General features: G+C 38.4%; 13 protein-coding genes. 8 read left to right on the forward strand and 5 right to left on the reverse strand.

The genetic code is table 11. The features are described from left to right. Positions 1–37 precede the first annotated feature (37 nt). Both ppk1 and P0077_RS19090 read left to right on the forward strand, forming a co-directional pair. Positions 38–2,095, forward strand: coding sequence for a polyphosphate kinase 1 (ppk1, locus tag P0077_RS19085; protein WP_276166790.1), 2,058 nt, complete (start codon positions 38–40; stop codon positions 2,093–2,095). 73 nt (positions 2,096–2,168) lie between these two features. After that, a complete protein-coding gene (locus P0077_RS19090; RefSeq protein WP_276166791.1) occupies positions 2,169–3,014 on the forward strand; it encodes a substrate-binding domain-containing protein in 846 nt (281 codons plus the stop codon). Between the two features lies 1 nt (position 3,015). Here P0077_RS19090 and P0077_RS19095 read toward each other — a convergent pair whose 3' ends face one another. Continuing rightward, positions 3,016–3,444: a response regulator gene (locus P0077_RS19095; RefSeq protein WP_276166792.1), complete on the reverse strand. Its 429-nt coding sequence runs from the start codon at positions 3,442–3,444 to the stop codon at positions 3,016–3,018. Between the two features lie 189 nt (positions 3,445–3,633). Beyond that, positions 3,634–4,299, reverse strand: a complete 666-nt coding sequence (locus tag P0077_RS19100; protein WP_276166793.1) for a uracil-DNA glycosylase — start codon at positions 4,297–4,299, stop codon at positions 3,634–3,636. 159 nt (positions 4,300–4,458) lie between these two features. Here P0077_RS19100 and P0077_RS19105 point away from each other — a divergent pair, with 159 nt between their 5' ends. From P0077_RS19105 to P0077_RS19125, 5 genes are all read left to right on the forward strand, one after another. Continuing rightward, on the forward strand, positions 4,459–4,971 hold the full coding sequence (locus P0077_RS19105) for a DUF3124 domain-containing protein (RefSeq protein WP_276166794.1): 513 nt from the start codon (positions 4,459–4,461) through the stop codon (positions 4,969–4,971). A gap of 78 nt (positions 4,972–5,049) precedes the next feature. After that, the gene (locus P0077_RS19110; protein WP_276166795.1) at positions 5,050–7,224 is read left to right on the forward strand and encodes an endonuclease MutS2; all 2,175 of its coding nucleotides are present in this window, start codon (positions 5,050–5,052) and stop codon (positions 7,222–7,224) included. 61 nt (positions 7,225–7,285) lie between these two features. Continuing rightward, complete coding sequence (locus P0077_RS19115) at positions 7,286–7,693, forward strand: thiol-disulfide oxidoreductase DCC family protein (protein ID WP_276166796.1); 408 nt, start codon at positions 7,286–7,288, stop codon at positions 7,691–7,693. A 99-nt stretch (positions 7,694–7,792) separates the two neighbouring features. Then, a complete protein-coding gene (locus tag P0077_RS19120; protein WP_276166797.1) occupies positions 7,793–8,578 on the forward strand; it encodes a DUF1206 domain-containing protein in 786 nt (261 codons plus the stop codon). A gap of 293 nt (positions 8,579–8,871) precedes the next feature. After that, positions 8,872–9,984, forward strand: a complete 1,113-nt coding sequence (locus P0077_RS19125; RefSeq protein ID WP_276166798.1) for a DUF748 domain-containing protein — start codon at positions 8,872–8,874, stop codon at positions 9,982–9,984. Between the two features lie 77 nt (positions 9,985–10,061). On the opposite strand, the gene P0077_RS19130 is transcribed toward P0077_RS19125, so the two are convergent. Together P0077_RS19130 and aroC are read right to left on the reverse strand one after the other, a co-directional pair. Continuing rightward, entirely contained in the window at positions 10,062–11,387 is a 1,326-nt protein-coding gene (locus tag P0077_RS19130; protein ID WP_276166799.1) for a dicarboxylate/amino acid:cation symporter, read from the reverse strand. A gap of 98 nt (positions 11,388–11,485) precedes the next feature. Beyond that, a complete protein-coding gene (aroC, locus tag P0077_RS19135; protein WP_276166800.1) occupies positions 11,486–12,556 on the reverse strand; it encodes a chorismate synthase in 1,071 nt (356 codons plus the stop codon). Positions 12,557–12,925: 369 nt separating this feature from the next. Between aroC and P0077_RS19140 the strand changes: the two genes are divergently transcribed. Further along, positions 12,926–13,789, forward strand: coding sequence for a UDP-2,3-diacylglucosamine diphosphatase (locus P0077_RS19140; RefSeq protein ID WP_276166801.1), 864 nt, complete (start codon positions 12,926–12,928; stop codon positions 13,787–13,789). Position 13,790: 1 nt separating this feature from the next. On the opposite strand, the gene P0077_RS19145 is transcribed toward P0077_RS19140, so the two are convergent. Further along, complete coding sequence (locus tag P0077_RS19145; RefSeq protein ID WP_276166802.1) at positions 13,791–16,700, reverse strand: FAD-binding and (Fe-S)-binding domain-containing protein; 2,910 nt, start codon at positions 16,698–16,700, stop codon at positions 13,791–13,793. Between the last annotated feature and the right edge of the window lie 55 nt (positions 16,701–16,755).

The following is a 16,755-nucleotide window of genomic DNA, read 5'->3' on the forward strand; positions in this document are numbered from 1 at the left end:
AGGTTCAACTGTGTATGATTGGTTATTTTTGTAAGCTATGGACAGAAAATTGTATAAACACCGAGATGTAAATTGGTTGTCTTTTAATGAAAGAGTACTATTGGAAGCTGCCAATCCCAGCACTCCTCTTTTGGAACGGCTAAAATTCTTAGCCATTTTCTCATCAAATCTTGATGAATTCTTTCAAGTGCGTGTTTCACAACTTCGACAATTAAAATCCGTTGACAAATCCCTTCGAAAGAAACTGGTTTTACGCTCAAACAAAACCTTGAAAAAAATTCTGGGTATTGTAGATGAACAACAACAGCGGTTTGGCAGCATCATGGAAGAAATCTTCGATGAACTCGCTAAGGAGCATATTCGCTTTTTGACGGATGAAGGACTAAATCCTGACCAAAAACAGTTTCTAGACACCTTTTTCAAGGGTGTTTCAGAAAATTGTAATGTATTTAAAGCGGAAGAGAAACCAAAACTGGAGGATGGTGGACTCTATTTTTTCGTAGCTCAGACCAATGGTGAATGTTATTTTGTAAGTATACCTTCTAATACCCACGAGCGCTTTGTTAAGCTTCCTGGCGACGACCATTCTTTTATGTTTTTGGACGATGTGGTAAAATTGAATCTGGATAAACTTTTACCAGTAGGAACAATTGAGGCCAGTTATTCTTTAAAGCTCTCCAGAGACGCTGAACTTTATTTGGAAGATGATTTTGGGGACACGCCGTTAGCGGATCAAATTTACGATGCTTTAGATCAGAGAAAATCAGGACAACCCACACGGCTGCTGTACGATGTTAAAATGCCTGAGGCGTTTCTAACAATTATCAGGGAAGTCTTGGATATCGGCGTAATTGACCTTTTTCCAGGGGGGAGATATCATAACCTTTCGGATTTTTTCAGCTTAAAAAACCCTACGGATAATCCTAATTTAGTCTATAAGCCACAACAGCCGCTACCGCATCCTGTGTTGTCTCAAACCCAAGATATTTTCTCATCCATAAAAGAGAAAGATCAATTGGTGCATTTTCCGTATCAAAGTTTTGATGTGGTGGAACAGTTTATTGCTGCAGCCGCTAAAGATGATCAGGTGCTACATATTAAAATCACCTTATACCGTATCGCAAAATCTTCGGTGTTAACAGACGCGCTACTTCTGGTGCTTAAAAAGGGAAAAAAAGTAACTATTTTTGTAGAAGCAAAAGCGCGCTTTGACGAAAAGAACAATATTGAATGGGGTAAGGTGTTCCAAGATAATGGAGCTCAGGTTTACTTTAGCGTTCCTAATATTAAGGTGCATTCCAAAATTGCCTTAGTGGAACGAATAGAAAACGATTCTATTCAAAAATATGCTTACATAGGTACTGGAAACTTTAACGCCACCACTTCAAGAATTTATTGCGACCATGGACTCTTTACAGCTCACAATCAAATAACTGACGATTTATATCAGGTTTTTTCAACTTTAAAACGCCGTTTGATTATCCCCAAAGTAAAACGCCTGCTTGTTTCGCCTTTCAATACCAGAAATGTATTCTTAAAATCCATTGAAACCGAAATAAAAAATAGTAAAGCTGGCCTTCCTGCAAAGATTACCGCAAAAATGAATAGCCTGGAAGATCAAACCATGATAGATGCGCTATATCGTGCTAGTGAAGCAGGTGTACAAGTCCGTCTAATTGTTCGCGGGTTTTGCTGTTTAATTGCTAAACCCATTGAGGAATTGCCGCCGGGCAGTTCTCCCATTATTATAACTAGTATTGTAGACCGTTATTTAGAGCATGGCCGTATCTATTTGTTTCACGATAATGGAGACGAAAAAATGTATATTGGCTCTGCGGATTGGATGACACGAAATCTAGACCGAAGGATTGAGGTGCTCACCCCTGTTTTGGATACCGATGTTTTTAGTGAATTAAAAGATATTCTAGAGCTTCAGTTAAACGATACGGCAAAGGCCCGTGTGCAGGATGCAAAGGATAGCAATACACTGGTGTCACCAGAAGAAGGAAATCCCATCCGTTCTCAATATGCTATTTATGAGTATCTGAAGCAAAAACGCAATGCTAATTACAGAGCAGTTTCGGTAGACAAATAGAAGGATTGTTTATGATACTTCTCCTCCAATGGATTTTTCTTAATTTTACAACATTAAGTAGCACAGCATACATATGAAAAAAGTAAGAATTATAGGCGTTCCAGAACATTTTAACCTTCCGTGGCATATGGCCATAGAAGAAGGCGCTTTTGAAGAAAGAGGTATTGATTTAGAATGGACGGAGGTTCCGGAAGGGACGGGGAAAATGTGCCAAATGCTTCAGGACAATGAAACAGATCTGGCCATAATTCTAACTGAAGGTCTCGTAAAGAGTATAACGGAGGGCAACCCATCTAAAATTGTTCAAGAATATATTTCTACGCCGTTACAATGGGGAATACATGTAGGTGCCAAAAGCGAATACCAATCCATAGCCGACCTTAAAGGAACCAAAGCTGCAATTAGCCGGATGGGCAGCGGAAGCCATCTAATGGCTTTTGTAAACGCGCAAAATGAAGGATGGTCTACAGAAACGCTGCAATTTGAAATCATAAATAATCTTCAGGGAGCAGTTACCGCTTTAACAGAAGGTACAGCCGATTATTTCATGTGGGAACACTTCACAACAAAACCTTTGGTGGACAAAGTTGTTTTTAGAAGGTTGGGCGACTGCCCTACTCCTTGGCCTTGTTTTGTAGTTGCAGCTACTCAAAAATTCATTAATGAAGAAGAAAGTATCTTACGACATATTTTAGAGGTCATTAACAACTATACTTCTGAATTTAAACAAATACCAAGTATAGGTCGCAGTCTAGCCAACAGATACGAACAGCAATTGGAGGATATTCAGGAGTGGTTAAGAATAACGCAATGGAGCCAGAAGCAACTTCCAGAAGCTACACTAACAAAAGTTCAAGACACCTTAAGGGAATTAAATCTAATTGATAAACCTATTTCCCTATCAAAGATCTTAAATTAACTTAAATAACGACTAGATTGAAATGACTTTGAATCAAATGCCTAAAAGTATCGTCAGATAAAGGTTTTTGAGAGAAATCATCAATAAACTTATTGCTTTTCGCTCTATCCTTATCCTCTTGATTATCACTTGTAGTTACTAGAACTATGGTGATTTGATCCTTCAATTCTTTTGGAACAGATTCTTCATATGATTTCATGAACTCCCATCCGTCCATAATCGGCATTTTTAAATCAAGCATTACCATGCATGGCAATTCTAATTTTACCTCGCCATCACCCAAAATAAAGTCAAGGCCCTCTTTACCATTTAGCGCTGTATTAACTTCTAAACCCAAATCTAATTTATTAATAAAAACTGAATGTAAGATGTTGTTTATTTCATCATCATCAATAAGTAATATTGAATTTAATTGCTCTAAATTTTTCATGGTTTCTTTGTTGGTTAGTGCTGCGTCTAGTGTTTAGATAAAAAATCTTATTTAAAATTAAATAAATAACCTAAAACGTAAGGTATTTATTGTTAATTTGTCAGGTATTTTATCATAATCGCAAAATATTAGCTTAAAAGCTAAAAGAAACCTTTGGTAATATGTTATATCTGCTTAAAAATTATTGATTCACCAAGTAATTTGCTCTAACCCCTTTCTCTTAAGGATTTCATTAACCTGACTAAAGTGATGATTTTCAAACCAGTAACCACGATTAGCACTTAATGGAGAAGGATGTCCAGAGGTTAGAATATGATGTTTTTTCCCATCAATAAGCTTTGCTTTCTTTTTTGCAAACCCTCCCCATAGTAAAAAAACAAGGCCTTCTCTTTCTTCTGATAACTTCCTGATTACGGTATCCGTAAAAATTTCCCATCCTTTTTTCTGGTGGCTTCCTGCTTCGTGTGCACGTACGGTTAATGTAGCGTTCAAAAGTAAAACACCTTGTTCCGCCCAACGCTCTAGATTTCCGCTTACGGGATAAGGTATTCCTAAGTCGGTTTCAATCTCTTTAAAAATATTTTGCAAAGAAGGTGGGTGCGGTATACCGTCCTTTACGGAAAAACAGAGTCCGTTTGCCTGATTTGGCCCATGGTAGGGGTCCTGACCAATAATCACCACTTTTGTTTTATTAAACGGACTATGGTCAAAAGCGGCAAAAATGTCTTTACCCTTGGGGTAGCAAATGTGTTCTTCGTATTCCTTTTTTACAAAATGAGTCAATTCTTTAAAGTAGGGTTTTTCAAATTCTTCGGAAAGTGGCCCTAACCAACTGTTATGTATTTGTACTGTCATTTATTATTATCATTTTTGTAACGCAAGGGTAATTGCCTAAAAACTGGTATTAGTCAAAGAAAAACCTTCTTTAAGGGAACCGGTTCTTGTATCAATTTCAAAATTACCTAAAATATATAGTGCATTGGCTAAGAAAGGTCTGCTTTAAATATTTACAAAATGAAAAAGTGTGTTTTATCCCTATTGATGGTGTCGTTACTTTTTAGCTGCATTCCTGAAGAAAAAGAAATAAGCTCTGTAAATCCTGAAAATTGGGCAAAGCGAAAGGTTTCAATTTCGGCCAAAGACTCGCTGGAATACGGCAAGACCTATCTTTCCATATATTCTCAAATTTATAGTATATCCGAGCACAAGACCCATAATTTAACGGCGATGGCCAGTTTACGGAATACAAGTGATAAAGACACCATCTATTTAACAAAGGCCGAATACTTTGATACCCATGGAAAATCGGTTAGAACATATTTTGACCACCCCATCTATTTAGCCCCCATGGAAACCACCGAAATTATTATTGATGAAGTTGATATTGAAGGCGGTACCGGTTCTAATTTTTTAATAGAATGGAAAGTGCCTAAAGGGTGTCCGGAACCTTTATTTGAAGGCGTAATGAATTCCACTATGTCTCAACAAGGACTGTCGTTTACCACGGTAGGTAGACGTATTGAGTAATGTTTGTCTTTCTTGGTGTCGCAACCCGTTTCACATTTCACTATCAATGCCTACCTTTGCCGTCGCAATTAAATAAGAATGGCAAATATTCACGCTAAGACCGTACAAGACCTAGAATTCCCTACTGTTTTAGAGCAAGTCTCTGCACGCTGCTCAACGGAAATGGGGAAAGAAAGCGCATTGGAAATCGTTCCGATATCCGATAAGGAGTCCGTTGTTGAAATTTTAGGGCAAACGGCGGAGTATTTATCCTCTTTTGAGAATGAAAACCGAATTCCTCCTCATGGTTTTGACACTATAAACAAAGAGCTTCAACTTCTTAGAATAGAAAATACGACTTTAGAAGTCTCTAGTTTTAAAAAAATCGGGACCATCTGCACAACGGTGGCCTCACATAAAAAATTCCTTAAAAAATTCAAGGAGTATTACCCCCTACTCTTTGAGGTTTCAGCCAGAGTTGAGCTGAATACGGATATTCCTAAGGAAATTGAGGTAGTCATTGACCGCTTTGGAGAGGTGAAAGACAGGGCATCCAACAAGCTTTTCGACATTCGCCGTCAGATGAATCAGGTGAAAGGTAAAATTGGCCAAAGTTTTGCTTCAGCATTAAATACCTATCACGGTTCTGATTATTTAGACGATATACGGGAGTCTGTTGTGGAAAACCGCAGGGTTTTGGCGGTGAAGGCCATGTACCGACGTAAAGTGAAAGGAACCGTCATGGGCACCTCCAAAACGGGGAGCATCGTTTATATAGAACCTGAAGCTACTTTAAAATATAGCCGGGAGCTGAATAATCTGGAATATGACGAGAAAGAAGAAATTCAGCGTATACTAAACGAGCTTACGAACCAAATAAGGCCATTTGCATGGCTATTGGCGGAATATCAGGACTATCTAACACATATTGATATTACTGCCGCAAAAGCTGCATATGCCCGTGATACGAATTCCTTGTTGCCTAAAATCAATGATGAAAAGCGACTCTATTTACGTGATGCTTTTCACCCTTTACTGTATTTGAGCAATAAATTACAAGGAGCAAAAACGTATCCGCAAACCATAGAATTACATGCCGAAAACCGGATAATTGTAATCAGTGGACCAAATGCAGGTGGAAAAAGTATAACTTTAAAGACCATTGGCCTACTTCAAGTAATGCTTCAATCAGGGCTTCTAATTCCCGTTCATGAAAGGAGTTCTGTTTGTTTGTTTGATAAAATACTTACTGATATTGGGGATAATCAATCCATAGAAAATCATCTGAGCACATATAGCTACCGGTTAAAGAACATGAAGAATTTTTTACGGATTTGTGATGACGATACCCTTTTTCTAATTGATGAATTTGGTACCGGTAGTGACCCGGAATTAGGTGGCGCTCTAGCGGAAGCTTTCTTAGAAGTGTTTTACGAACGTGGTGCGTATGGTGTAATTACAACGCACTATGCCAACTTAAAAGCATTGGCGGACGAATTGCCACATACCACAAATGCCAACATGGTCTTTAATAGCAAAACGCTAGAACCCACGTTTCAGTTGGTGTTGGGTGAGGCAGGAAGTTCATTTACTTTTGAAGTTGCCCAGAAGAACGGCATACCGTATAGCTTGATTAACAAAGCAAAGAAGAAGATAGAGCGAGGGAAAGTCCGTTTTGATGCCACCATAGCCAAATTACAGAAAGAACGCAGTAAAATGGCTAAAACAGGTTCCAGACTTCAAGAAGAAGAGTCTAAAGCACGTGAAGAGGCTTCTCGGTTGGAAATGCTCAATGCTAAGGTGAAAAGCAAATTGGAGAATTACCAAGAACTATATGACCATGACCAGCGCATGGTGCAACTGGGGAACAAGATAGATAAAGCGGCAGACCGATATTTCCGCGATAAGAAGAAGCGACCGTTGGTTTCCGAATTACTGCGCATCGTAGAAACCGAAAACAGCAAGCGCAAGAAGAAAACCGCGAACCAAGCTAAGGCTGAACGGGCCAAAAAAGCAAAAGTGGTTCAAGAAGTTCAGGAAAAGGTGAAGGTTATTCGTGAAAAGAAGATAGTCGAAAAGAAAAAAGCGGTTATCAAAGAAAAGAACAAGCCACGGCCTATTTTTAAGGTGGGCGATCGCGTGCGTATGCAAGATGGTAAAGCAGTGGGGTCTATAGATACCCTTGAAAAAAACAAGGCGATTGTAAACTATGGTATTTTTACGACTAATGTAAGCGTAGACCAATTGGAGCTTGTGGAGCGGGTTAAGAAGTGATTATTCATTTAATTGTTTGTAAACATTAGGACATCACCTTACACTAGACTAATTTTATGCTGTGGAAAATTCAAAACAAATCGTACTTTTTGATGGCGTTTGCAACTTGTGCAATGGCGCTATTCAGTTTATCATTAAACGTGATACAAATGATATTTTCCGTTTTGCCCCACTGCAAAGTGAATTGGGAAAAAAGCTGATTTCAGAGCGTAATATTGATTCCGAGACTATTGATTCTATTATTTTAATTGACCCGGGAGTCGCTTTTTATATTAAATCCGATGCCGCATTGGAGATTGGTAAGAATCTAAAAGGTTACAAGGAAATTTCTTCTGCTTTATCCTGGTTACCTAGTAGTTTACGTAATATCGTATATGATTTTGTAGCGCGAAACCGATACAAATGGTACGGCAAAAAGGAACAATGTATGATTCCTACGCCAGAATTACAGAATAAATTTCTTTCCTAGAAAAATTTAGGAACCATCTTTTCTTTACGTTCAATTATTATCGTAATAGGGACATAGGTAATCAGAAGTTTGAAGTAATATTACCAAACTTCATTTGCCATGAACGATAAAATAAAACAAGTTGCCTACGTGGGTTTTGCAGCCAAAGGAGCTGTCTACGCCATTACGGGAATATTAGCATTTCTTGCAGCCTTTAATCTTGGAGGCCAAAAAGCAGGGAAATTTCAAGTCATAGAATTTTTAGAAAAGCAACCTTTTGGTAACGTACTTCTAGGCGCGTTGGGCCTGGGTTTGATTAGCTACGCTTTATGGCGCTTTGTCCAAAGCATTCAGGATCCGGAAAATATGGGGTCCGATGGCAAAGCGATGGTCAAAAGAATCAGCTTTTTTATAAGTGGTCTCATCTATCTTGCGTTGGGAATATTTGCAATTGTAGATATTTTTTATGAACCTAACTCCGGTTCTGGTAGCTCCAGCTCTTTTTTATCCGGTGATATTAGAACCTATGCCTTTATAGGTATTGGAGCTGCTTTAGCAGGAAAAGGACTTTATCAATTTATAAAAGTGTATAAAGGTAATTTTTTAAAGAAATTTAATCTCTCCTCTCTTTCCAATGCTACCCGTAGAAAATTTATTAAGAATATGGGTTACATAGGACTTATTGCCAGAGGGATTATGACGAGTATTATTGCTTACTTCTTTTTGAAAGCTGGTTTTAATCTAGCAGGCAGCGATTCCTCGGAGATGAAAGGAACTTCTGAAGCTTTTCAATTTATTCAACAAAACTCATCTGGTCCTTGGTTGATGGGTGTGGTTGCTGCAGGTTTGGTATGTTATGGCGTTTATATGTTCACTATGGCCAGATACCGACAGTTTGATGATTAGTCAATGGTTTACAACATATATACATCAACACTTAATACTTGTATCGTATACGATTAATTAGATGTGATCAATCTAATATCAAAGTATAATTCTTATTTTCACTATAACAAGTAAACTACCTCGGGGCAAGCCCGCGAGGTGCTAAAAGGAATGCAGTTTGGTTTCGAGGCAAGCCTTGGAGCATTTAGTCTAGATTATCGAGTAAATCATCAAATCTCTACACATAGCTCTTTATGAGCTAGGCTTTTATCGGAATGTATCATTAAATATCTTTCAAAAAATCGACTTTTACGATGAATACTTCAAGTATGGAAAACCAAAAGACAAAACGAGGATTTAAGAAAAAGAGATACATGATTCCCATTGGAATTATTGTTTTTCTAATTGGCCTACGTTTATTAATGCCGGTTTTGGTCAAGAATTATGTGAATGGTGTTTTGGCGGATATCCCTGGATACTACGGGCATGTTGATGGTATTGATATTGCTTTATACCGCGGGGCATATGTAATTGAAAATCTATCTCTTAGCAAGGTTGAAGCGGGTTCAGAAGTGCCTTTCTTGGATTTTGAAAGATCGGATATTTCTGTGGAATGGAGTGCCCTTTTGGATGGGAAAATTGTTAGTGAAATAGAAATTTTACGCCCCAAAGTAATTTACGTCTTTGAAGATCAGCAAGACAGTATTAACGAACCAGAGGTGGAAGATTGGAGCGAGGCACTCACCGATTTGGTTCCTATAGAAATCAACAACCTTAAAATAACGGAGGGCACGGTTGCCTTTGTACAACTTCAAGCTGACCCAACAATAGACCTCAATCTTAAAAATATAAACCTGAATGCGACCAACCTCAGAAACGTAGTACAGCAAGAACGTACTTTGCCTTCGGACATACACGCTACAGCAACATCTATTGGAAATGGAGCTATGGAATTAGATGGGAAAATGAATTTAGTAAAAGAAATTCCGGATATGGATATTGCTTTCTCCATAACGAATGCCGATGTAAAAGCTTTAAATGATTTCACAAAATATTATGCAGAAATTGATTTTGACAGTGGAACCTTTGAAGTTTTTGGGGAGGTCGCCATTGCCGATGGATTCTTAAAAGGCTCCCTAAAACCGATAATAAAAAACGGTAAACTGGTTGGAAAGGATGATGGCTTTTTGTCAACGCTTTGGGAAGGGTTCGTAGGTTTCTTTAAATTCCTTCTAAAAAACCAAAAGAACGATACTTTGGCTACAAAAGTTCCACTAGAGGGCGACCTGAACAATGTGGGCACAAAACTTTGGCCTACCGTTACCAATATATTTAAAAACGCATGGATTCAAGCATTCCAAGGTGTTATTGATGATGATATTACTTTTAAAGATGCAGAAGAAGGAGCTGACAGTGAAAAGAATTGAGAATTGAGAATTGAGTAAAAGGCGTTTGTTCACTTGAACAAACGCCTTTTACTATTTTACGGGAATAATTTTATAGTCTATTTGACCTCATTGTAGTTGTCATCCCAGTTTTTCACTTTGGGTTTACCCAGTTTGCCTACAGATTTAGCGACCAACATAGAAACACAGGCGTCACCTGTAATATTTACTACGGTACGGAGCATATCCAAAGGTCTATCTACGGCAAATATAAGAGCGAGACCTATTGCCAATTTATCCTGAGGGAAGCCAATCGCCTCAAGTACAATAACAAGCATCACCATTCCTGCTCCGGGAACGGCCGCAGAACCAATGGAAGCCAATAAAGCAGTAAGTACAATTGTTAGTTGGGCAGAAAAAGGCATATCAAAACTTAGGGCTTGGGCAATAAAAACAGCGGCAACACCTTGGTAAAGGCTTGTTCCGTCCATATTAATGGTAGCACCAACAGGAAGTACAAAACTAGACACTTCTTTATCCACACCAATATGTTCTTCCACACGCTCCATAGTCACCGGTAGTGTGGCGGCACTAGAACTGGTGGAAAATGCCAACAGTTGGGCTGGACTCATTTCCTTTAAGAATTTCCATGGACTGTATCGTGTAAATGTGGTTACTACAATACTGTAAAAGACAATCATAAGTATCAACCCTAGAGCAACTACACCTGCATATTTTAACAGTGCAAACAGTAAATCAGAATCTCCCGATGAAACTACTACGTTTGCCAATAGAGCGAAAACCGCCACTGGCGCAGTAAGCATAATCAAATCTACCATCTTTAGGACTACATCATTTAACGAATCAAAGAAATCCTTTAAGGGCTTAGCTTTCTCCTCTCCTATCAAGAGCATAGAAATACCCATAAAAATAGTAAAGAAAATCACCTGAAGCATTAGACTATTATCTCCCAGTGCCTTGAAGGCATTGTCGGGAACCATATCTTCTAAAAACTGCAACGGGCCACTATCTTGCTGTCTATGCGCCTCTTCCAATTTTGAAGTAACACCACTATCATTGGAGTAAGTTTCCGTTAATTGTGTGATGGTATCTTCTGATATTCCTTCACCCGGTTTGAGAAGGTTTACTAAAACAAGTCCTATGGAGATTGCTATAACTGTAGTGCCAATATATATACCAATGGTTCGTAAACCAATATTCCTGAATTTTGAAATATCCTTTAAATCGGATATGCCCTTGATCAACGAAGCTAAAATAAGTGGAATTGCAATGAGCTTCAGAAGTTTAACGAAAATGGTTCCCAACGGGTTTATCCAATCTAGGACAAAGTCCTTTCCCCATTCTACATAAGTCATTCCAAATCCAAAGAGAATACCTAGGATCATTCCGATTAGTATCCTCCAGTGTAATTCCAATTTTTGCATGCATCAAAGTTTAAGGAAGTAATATACTGCTTTTGGTCCGAAAGCAGAAAAACAACCTACAAATCGCATATGGAATTAATAAATTACCAATAAATTGATTACGAATTTGCCTTAATAGTACGATTTAGCAAGCTAAAATCTGCCATTACCAATGCGGCCATAGCCTCAACTATAGGTACGGCACGCGGTACTACACATGGATCATGACGCCCTTTTCCTTTGGTTTGTACGAAATTCCCGTCTTTATCAATAGTTTGATACGGTTGAATAATTGTAGCAACAGGTTTAAAAGCTACATTAAAGTAGATATCCATTCCGTTACTGATTCCCCCTTGAATACCACCGCTATTGTTTGTTTTGGTAGTCCCATCTTGATTAAATTGATCGTTGTGCTCGCTGCCTTTCATGGCAACTCCAGCAAATCCGCTGCCGTATTCAAAACCTTTTACCGCATTGATGGATAGCATTGCCTTCCCCAACTCTGCATGAAGTTTATCAAAAGCAGGTTCGCCAAGGCCAATAGGCACATTTTGTATCACACATGTAATTACGCCGCCAATTGTATCTCCCTCTCCACGCACTTCTTTAATATACGTTTCCATTTTAGCTGCCATATCTGGATTAGGGCAACGCACAGGATTGGATTCAATTAATGAAAAATCCAACTCTTGATACGGAGTTTCCATTTTCATGTTGCCTACCTGAGAAACATAGGCATTGATTTTCATTTCGGACAGAAATTGCTTGGCAATAGCGCCTGCTACTACCCTACTGGCTGTTTCGCGTGCAGAACTGCGCCCTCCCCCACGGTAATCTCTAAAACCATATTTTTGGTCGTATACATAATCTGCATGAGATGGTCTATAGGAATCTTTGATATGTGTATAATCGTGAGATTTCTGATTGGTATTATGAATGGCAAAACCAATGGGCGTCCCTGTAGTCTTACCTTCAAATATACCCGAATAGAATTCAACCGTATCCGGTTCTTTCCTTTGGGTTACAATTGCAGACTGTCCAGGTTTTCTTCGGTTCAGTTCATTTTGAACGGCATCAAAATCGATTTCAATTCCTGAAGGACATCCATCTAACACACCCCCTATTGCTGCACCGTGAGATTCCCCAAAAGTGGAGAGTTTAAATAGGTTTCCAAAAGAATTTCCTGCCATTCTAAAAAATTAAAAGTTAGTACTACCCAATCCAAAACTGCCAAAACCTTAAAATCTGTAATTGAACATAAACAGGCTCGGTTTACAGCGGTTTTGGTTTTCTGTTTAAGCAAGCAGTAAAGATAAATCTTAAATCATTGACCACAAAATTAGCCATTGCCAATTCATCATATCATCACACATATAGCCCTTAAAGTTTTTTTAATGGTTTCAACATCTAATCATAGTATCAATTTTACTTAGACTTTACATGCAAGTGATTAATTTGTATATCCCCTTCTTTTAAAATGGAATACAAGTGCACCCACTTGTATTTCTTCGTTTTTTAAGTGACTCAGAATACTAAACAGTAGTACACACCAATTGAATATGAAAAAACGAAAAATAGATATCTCCGTAATTTCAGATGCACATTTAGGCACTCATGAATGCCATGCAGATGAATTACTCACCTATTTAAGCAGCATTTCGCCTAAAACCCTTATTTTAAATGGTGACATCCTAGACATTAAACGCTTTAACCGAAGCTACTTCCCTACTAAACATACAAAGGTTTTGCGCAAGATTATCACACTATCCATGAAAGGGACCGAGGTTTATTATATCACAGGAAACCATGATGATATGATGCGGAGGTTTGCGGGTATTTCTTTAGGAAATTTGCATATTGTCAACAAATTGGTCCTAAACCTGCATGGTAAAAAAGCTTGGTTTTTTCACGGTGATATTTTTGATTTTTCGATAAAAAATGCTCGATTGTTCGCCAAATTAGGCAGTTTTGGATATGCGTTTCTTTTTATTGCGAACAGAATGTTCAATTGGTCATTAAAAAAAAGAGGAAAAGACAAATACTCCTTATCCAATACAATAAAGAAGAACGGTAAAAAAAGTATGGAGGTCACGAGTAAATTTGAAAAATCGGCTGCAGATATTGCGATTGAAAACGGTTACGATTATGTGGTTTGCGGACATATTCATCAACCTAAAAAAAGCCTACACCAGACTTCTAAAGGATCATGTACCTATTTGAATTCAGGGGATTGGGTGGAAAACCTGACCGCACTTGAATATTCCTTAAAACGATGGAAAGTCTACCGCTATAATCACGATAAACTCTCCCCTTTTTTTATGGATGAAGAACTGAAGAACATGAATATGCAAGACCTTATTAATTCTATTGCCATTGCAAAGGCAAAGCCTAAAAAAGAAGGCGAAACTCCAACTGACAACTAGTCTAAACTAGCGCATTTTTCAAAATCGTCACCGGATGCAGAGCCTCCCGTTTAGTACCATCATAAATTTGATGCCTGCAACTGGTTCCATTTGCTGAAATAATGGTGTCTTCAGGTGATTTTCTTACGGATGGGAAAAGTTTTAACTCCCCAACCTTCATGCTCACCTCATAATGCTCTTTTTCATACCCAAAAGAACCGGCCATTCCACAACAACCGGAGCTAATAATGGAAACCTTATAGTTTTCAGGAAGGTTGAGCACATCAAAAGTGACTTTTTGATTACTCAAGGCCTTTTGATGACAGTGAGCGTGAATCTTCACTGTTTTAGCCTCCTTGGTAAATAAGTCAGACGAAATTTCTTTTTTCTGTATTTCCAGAGCAAGAAACTCTTCTAATAGAAATGTATTCAATGCAATGGCACTGGTTGTTTCTTCGTCTTGCGAAAAGCGTTTGTACTCATCCCTGAACGTTAAAACTGCCGATGGTTCTAGACCAATTACCGGTATCCCTTCGTCAACAAACTTTTTTAACTTAGGTATATTCGTTAAAGCTAATTTTTTAGCTTGCTTTAAAAACCCTTTGGAAAGGTAGGTTCTGCCACTTTCTCCATAGAAGAGTTGAACGTCATACCCAAGTTTAGTTAATACTTCAATAGCATCCTTCCCTAACTCAATATCTAAATACTGACTGAATTCATCAATATAGAGTGCTAACTTTTGTTTTGTACTAGCGTGCTTATTTTTAAAAGATTGCAAGTAGTTATCAAAATTAAAGCTTGAAACTTTAGGCAAGCTTCTTTCTGGTGCTACACCAGCTGTTTTTTTCAATAACCCACCAAAAAATTTAGAATCATATACCGCATTTGTAAGCCCCGGCATTTTGCTTCCCAACTTATTCAGTGTGGTGTTATAGGCGAATAATTTACTACGCATAGGGTAGCCGTTCGCTTCTTGATATTGATACAAAAACTCGGCTTTTAAAGTCGCTACATCTACATTACTTGGACATTCGGTTGCACAAGCTTTACAGCTTAAACAAAGGTCAAAAACTTCTTTTAATTCTTTTTGGACAAAATTGTTCTTTTGCTCCCCGACCGTTAAATACTCTCGTAATGCATTTGCTCTACCACGTGTGGTGTGCTTCTCATCTCTAGTCGCATGAAAACTAGGACACATGGCTCCCGCAGCATTTTCAGTTTTTCTACAATCACCGCCACCGTTACACTTCTCGGTAGCCTTTAGAATGCCCTCACTGTCGGAAAAGTCGAGTAAAGTCTTAATCTCTGGTTCGTCTCGATCTACCTCATATCGCAGCGATTCGTCCATAGAATAGGCATCCACAATCTTTCCAGGATTGAAAATACCCTCAGGGTCAAAATAAGATTTTATACGTCTTAGTAATTGGTAGTTTTGCTCACCGATCATTATGGGAATAAATTCCGCACGAACAATACCATCACCATGTTCACCACTAAATGAACCTTTGTATTTTTTTGTTAAATGGGCAACATCCGTAGTGATATCCCTGAACATCACCACATCATCTTTTTTCTTTAAGTTCAATATAGGGCGTAAATGCAACTCCCCTGCACCTGCATGCGCGTAGTACACAGCAGATTGTTTATAGCCGTCCATGATTTTGGTGAATTCCCCAATAAAAGGTTTTAAATCTTCTATGGCCACTGCGGTATCTTCAATACAAGCTACCGCTTTACGGTCACCAACCATGTTACCCAATAGCCCTAGACCTGCTTTACGGAGAACAACAGCTTTATTTACATCGGCCCCTCTAAGTATAGCTTCGGAATAACTAAGTCCCGATAATTTAACCGTTGCAAGAATCTCATTTATTTGACGCTCTAAATCCTCTTCGGTATGGGCTTTGACCTCCAGCATTAACAATGCGGCCGGGTCTCCCTCAACAAAAAACCTATTTTTAAGTTGTTCCCTATTGTTTTTGGTACAGTCTAGAATCACCCTATCCATCATTTCGCAAAGGTGCAAATCGTGTTCCATAACCGGCGCAACATCCGTCAAACAGTCCTCTAAAGTGTAATAGTGAGTTACCACCATCGCCGAGAGCTTGGGCGGAATCTCGTCTAATTGAAAAGTAATCTCCGTAGTAAAGGCCAAGGTACCCTCACTACCACTTAGTAATTTACAAACGTTTATTTTTTCATCGGTATCACCAAATACATTAGTGTTTAGCAGTTCATCTACTGCATAACCTGTGTTTCTTCTATGTATTTGCGGTTTTGGAAACTCCTCAAGAATGTGTTGTTGCACTTCTTTAGGGGACAGTTCTTTATAGATTTCCCTATAAATAGTACCCTCTAAAGTGTTTAAGCTCATTTTTTCTTCAAATTCACTTGTAGTAAGCGCTTTGAATTCCACTTCATTTCCATCGGACAATACCGTTCTAAGCGAAATAATTTTTTCTCGGGTAATCCCGTATTTTATGGATGTAGTCCCGGATGAATTGTTACCCACCATTCCCCCTACCATACAACGATTTGCAGTAGATGTATTAGGACCAAAAAATAGCCCATAAGGCTCAAGATACTGATTTAGCTCATCGCGAATAACCCCAGGTTGAACCGTAACCTGTTTGTTTTTTTCATCCACACTAACGATTTTTGTAAAGTGCTTGGATGTATCCACAACAATTCCCTCACCAACAACTTGTCCTGCCAAAGAGGTGCCAGCGGTACGTGGAATAAGTCCAATTTTATGTGTATTGGCAAAATGAACTAAAGTTTTTAAATCTTGGATTGTCTCAGGCAAAGTAACAGCTGTAGGAATTTTTCTATACACCGAAGCATCCGTGGCGTATAGGGTTTTTGTTAAACTATCCGATAAAACGCGGCCTTGTAGAGAATTAGCTAATTCTTGCAGTAAATTTTTATTCAACGGTAAACAATTTAGATTGCTAAATTAAGTTTTTATGGTTGAAAGGCGAGTGAAA

The organism is Zobellia alginiliquefaciens, assembly GCF_029323795.1.
GTDB classification, from domain to species: domain Bacteria; phylum Bacteroidota; class Bacteroidia; order Flavobacteriales; family Flavobacteriaceae; genus Zobellia; species Zobellia alginiliquefaciens.

Bases quoted from the DNA above. Each gene is read 5' to 3' on its own strand.
- P0077_RS19105 (WP_276166794.1), top strand. From the start codon at position 4,459: ATGAAAAAGTGTGTTTTATCCCTATTGATGGTGTCGTTACTTTTTAGC.
- aroC (WP_276166800.1), bottom strand. From the start codon at position 12,556: ATGGCAGGAAATTCTTTTGGAAACCTATTTAAACTCTCCACTTTTGGG.
- P0077_RS19140 (WP_276166801.1), top strand. From the start codon at position 12,926: ATGAAAAAACGAAAAATAGATATCTCCGTAATTTCAGATGCACATTTA.
- P0077_RS19100 (WP_276166793.1), bottom strand. From the start codon at position 4,299: ATGACAGTACAAATACATAACAGTTGGTTAGGGCCACTTTCCGAAGAA.
- ppk1 (WP_276166790.1), top strand. From the start codon at position 38: ATGGACAGAAAATTGTATAAACACCGAGATGTAAATTGGTTGTCTTTT.
- P0077_RS19110 (WP_276166795.1), top strand. From the start codon at position 5,050: ATGGCAAATATTCACGCTAAGACCGTACAAGACCTAGAATTCCCTACT.
- P0077_RS19090 (WP_276166791.1), top strand. From the start codon at position 2,169: ATGAAAAAAGTAAGAATTATAGGCGTTCCAGAACATTTTAACCTTCCG.
- P0077_RS19130 (WP_276166799.1), bottom strand. From the start codon at position 11,387: ATGCAAAAATTGGAATTACACTGGAGGATACTAATCGGAATGATCCTA.
- P0077_RS19120 (WP_276166797.1), top strand. From the start codon at position 7,793: ATGAACGATAAAATAAAACAAGTTGCCTACGTGGGTTTTGCAGCCAAA.
- P0077_RS19095 (WP_276166792.1), bottom strand. From the start codon at position 3,444: ATGAAAAATTTAGAGCAATTAAATTCAATATTACTTATTGATGATGAT.
- P0077_RS19125 (WP_276166798.1), top strand. From the start codon at position 8,872: ATGAATACTTCAAGTATGGAAAACCAAAAGACAAAACGAGGATTTAAG.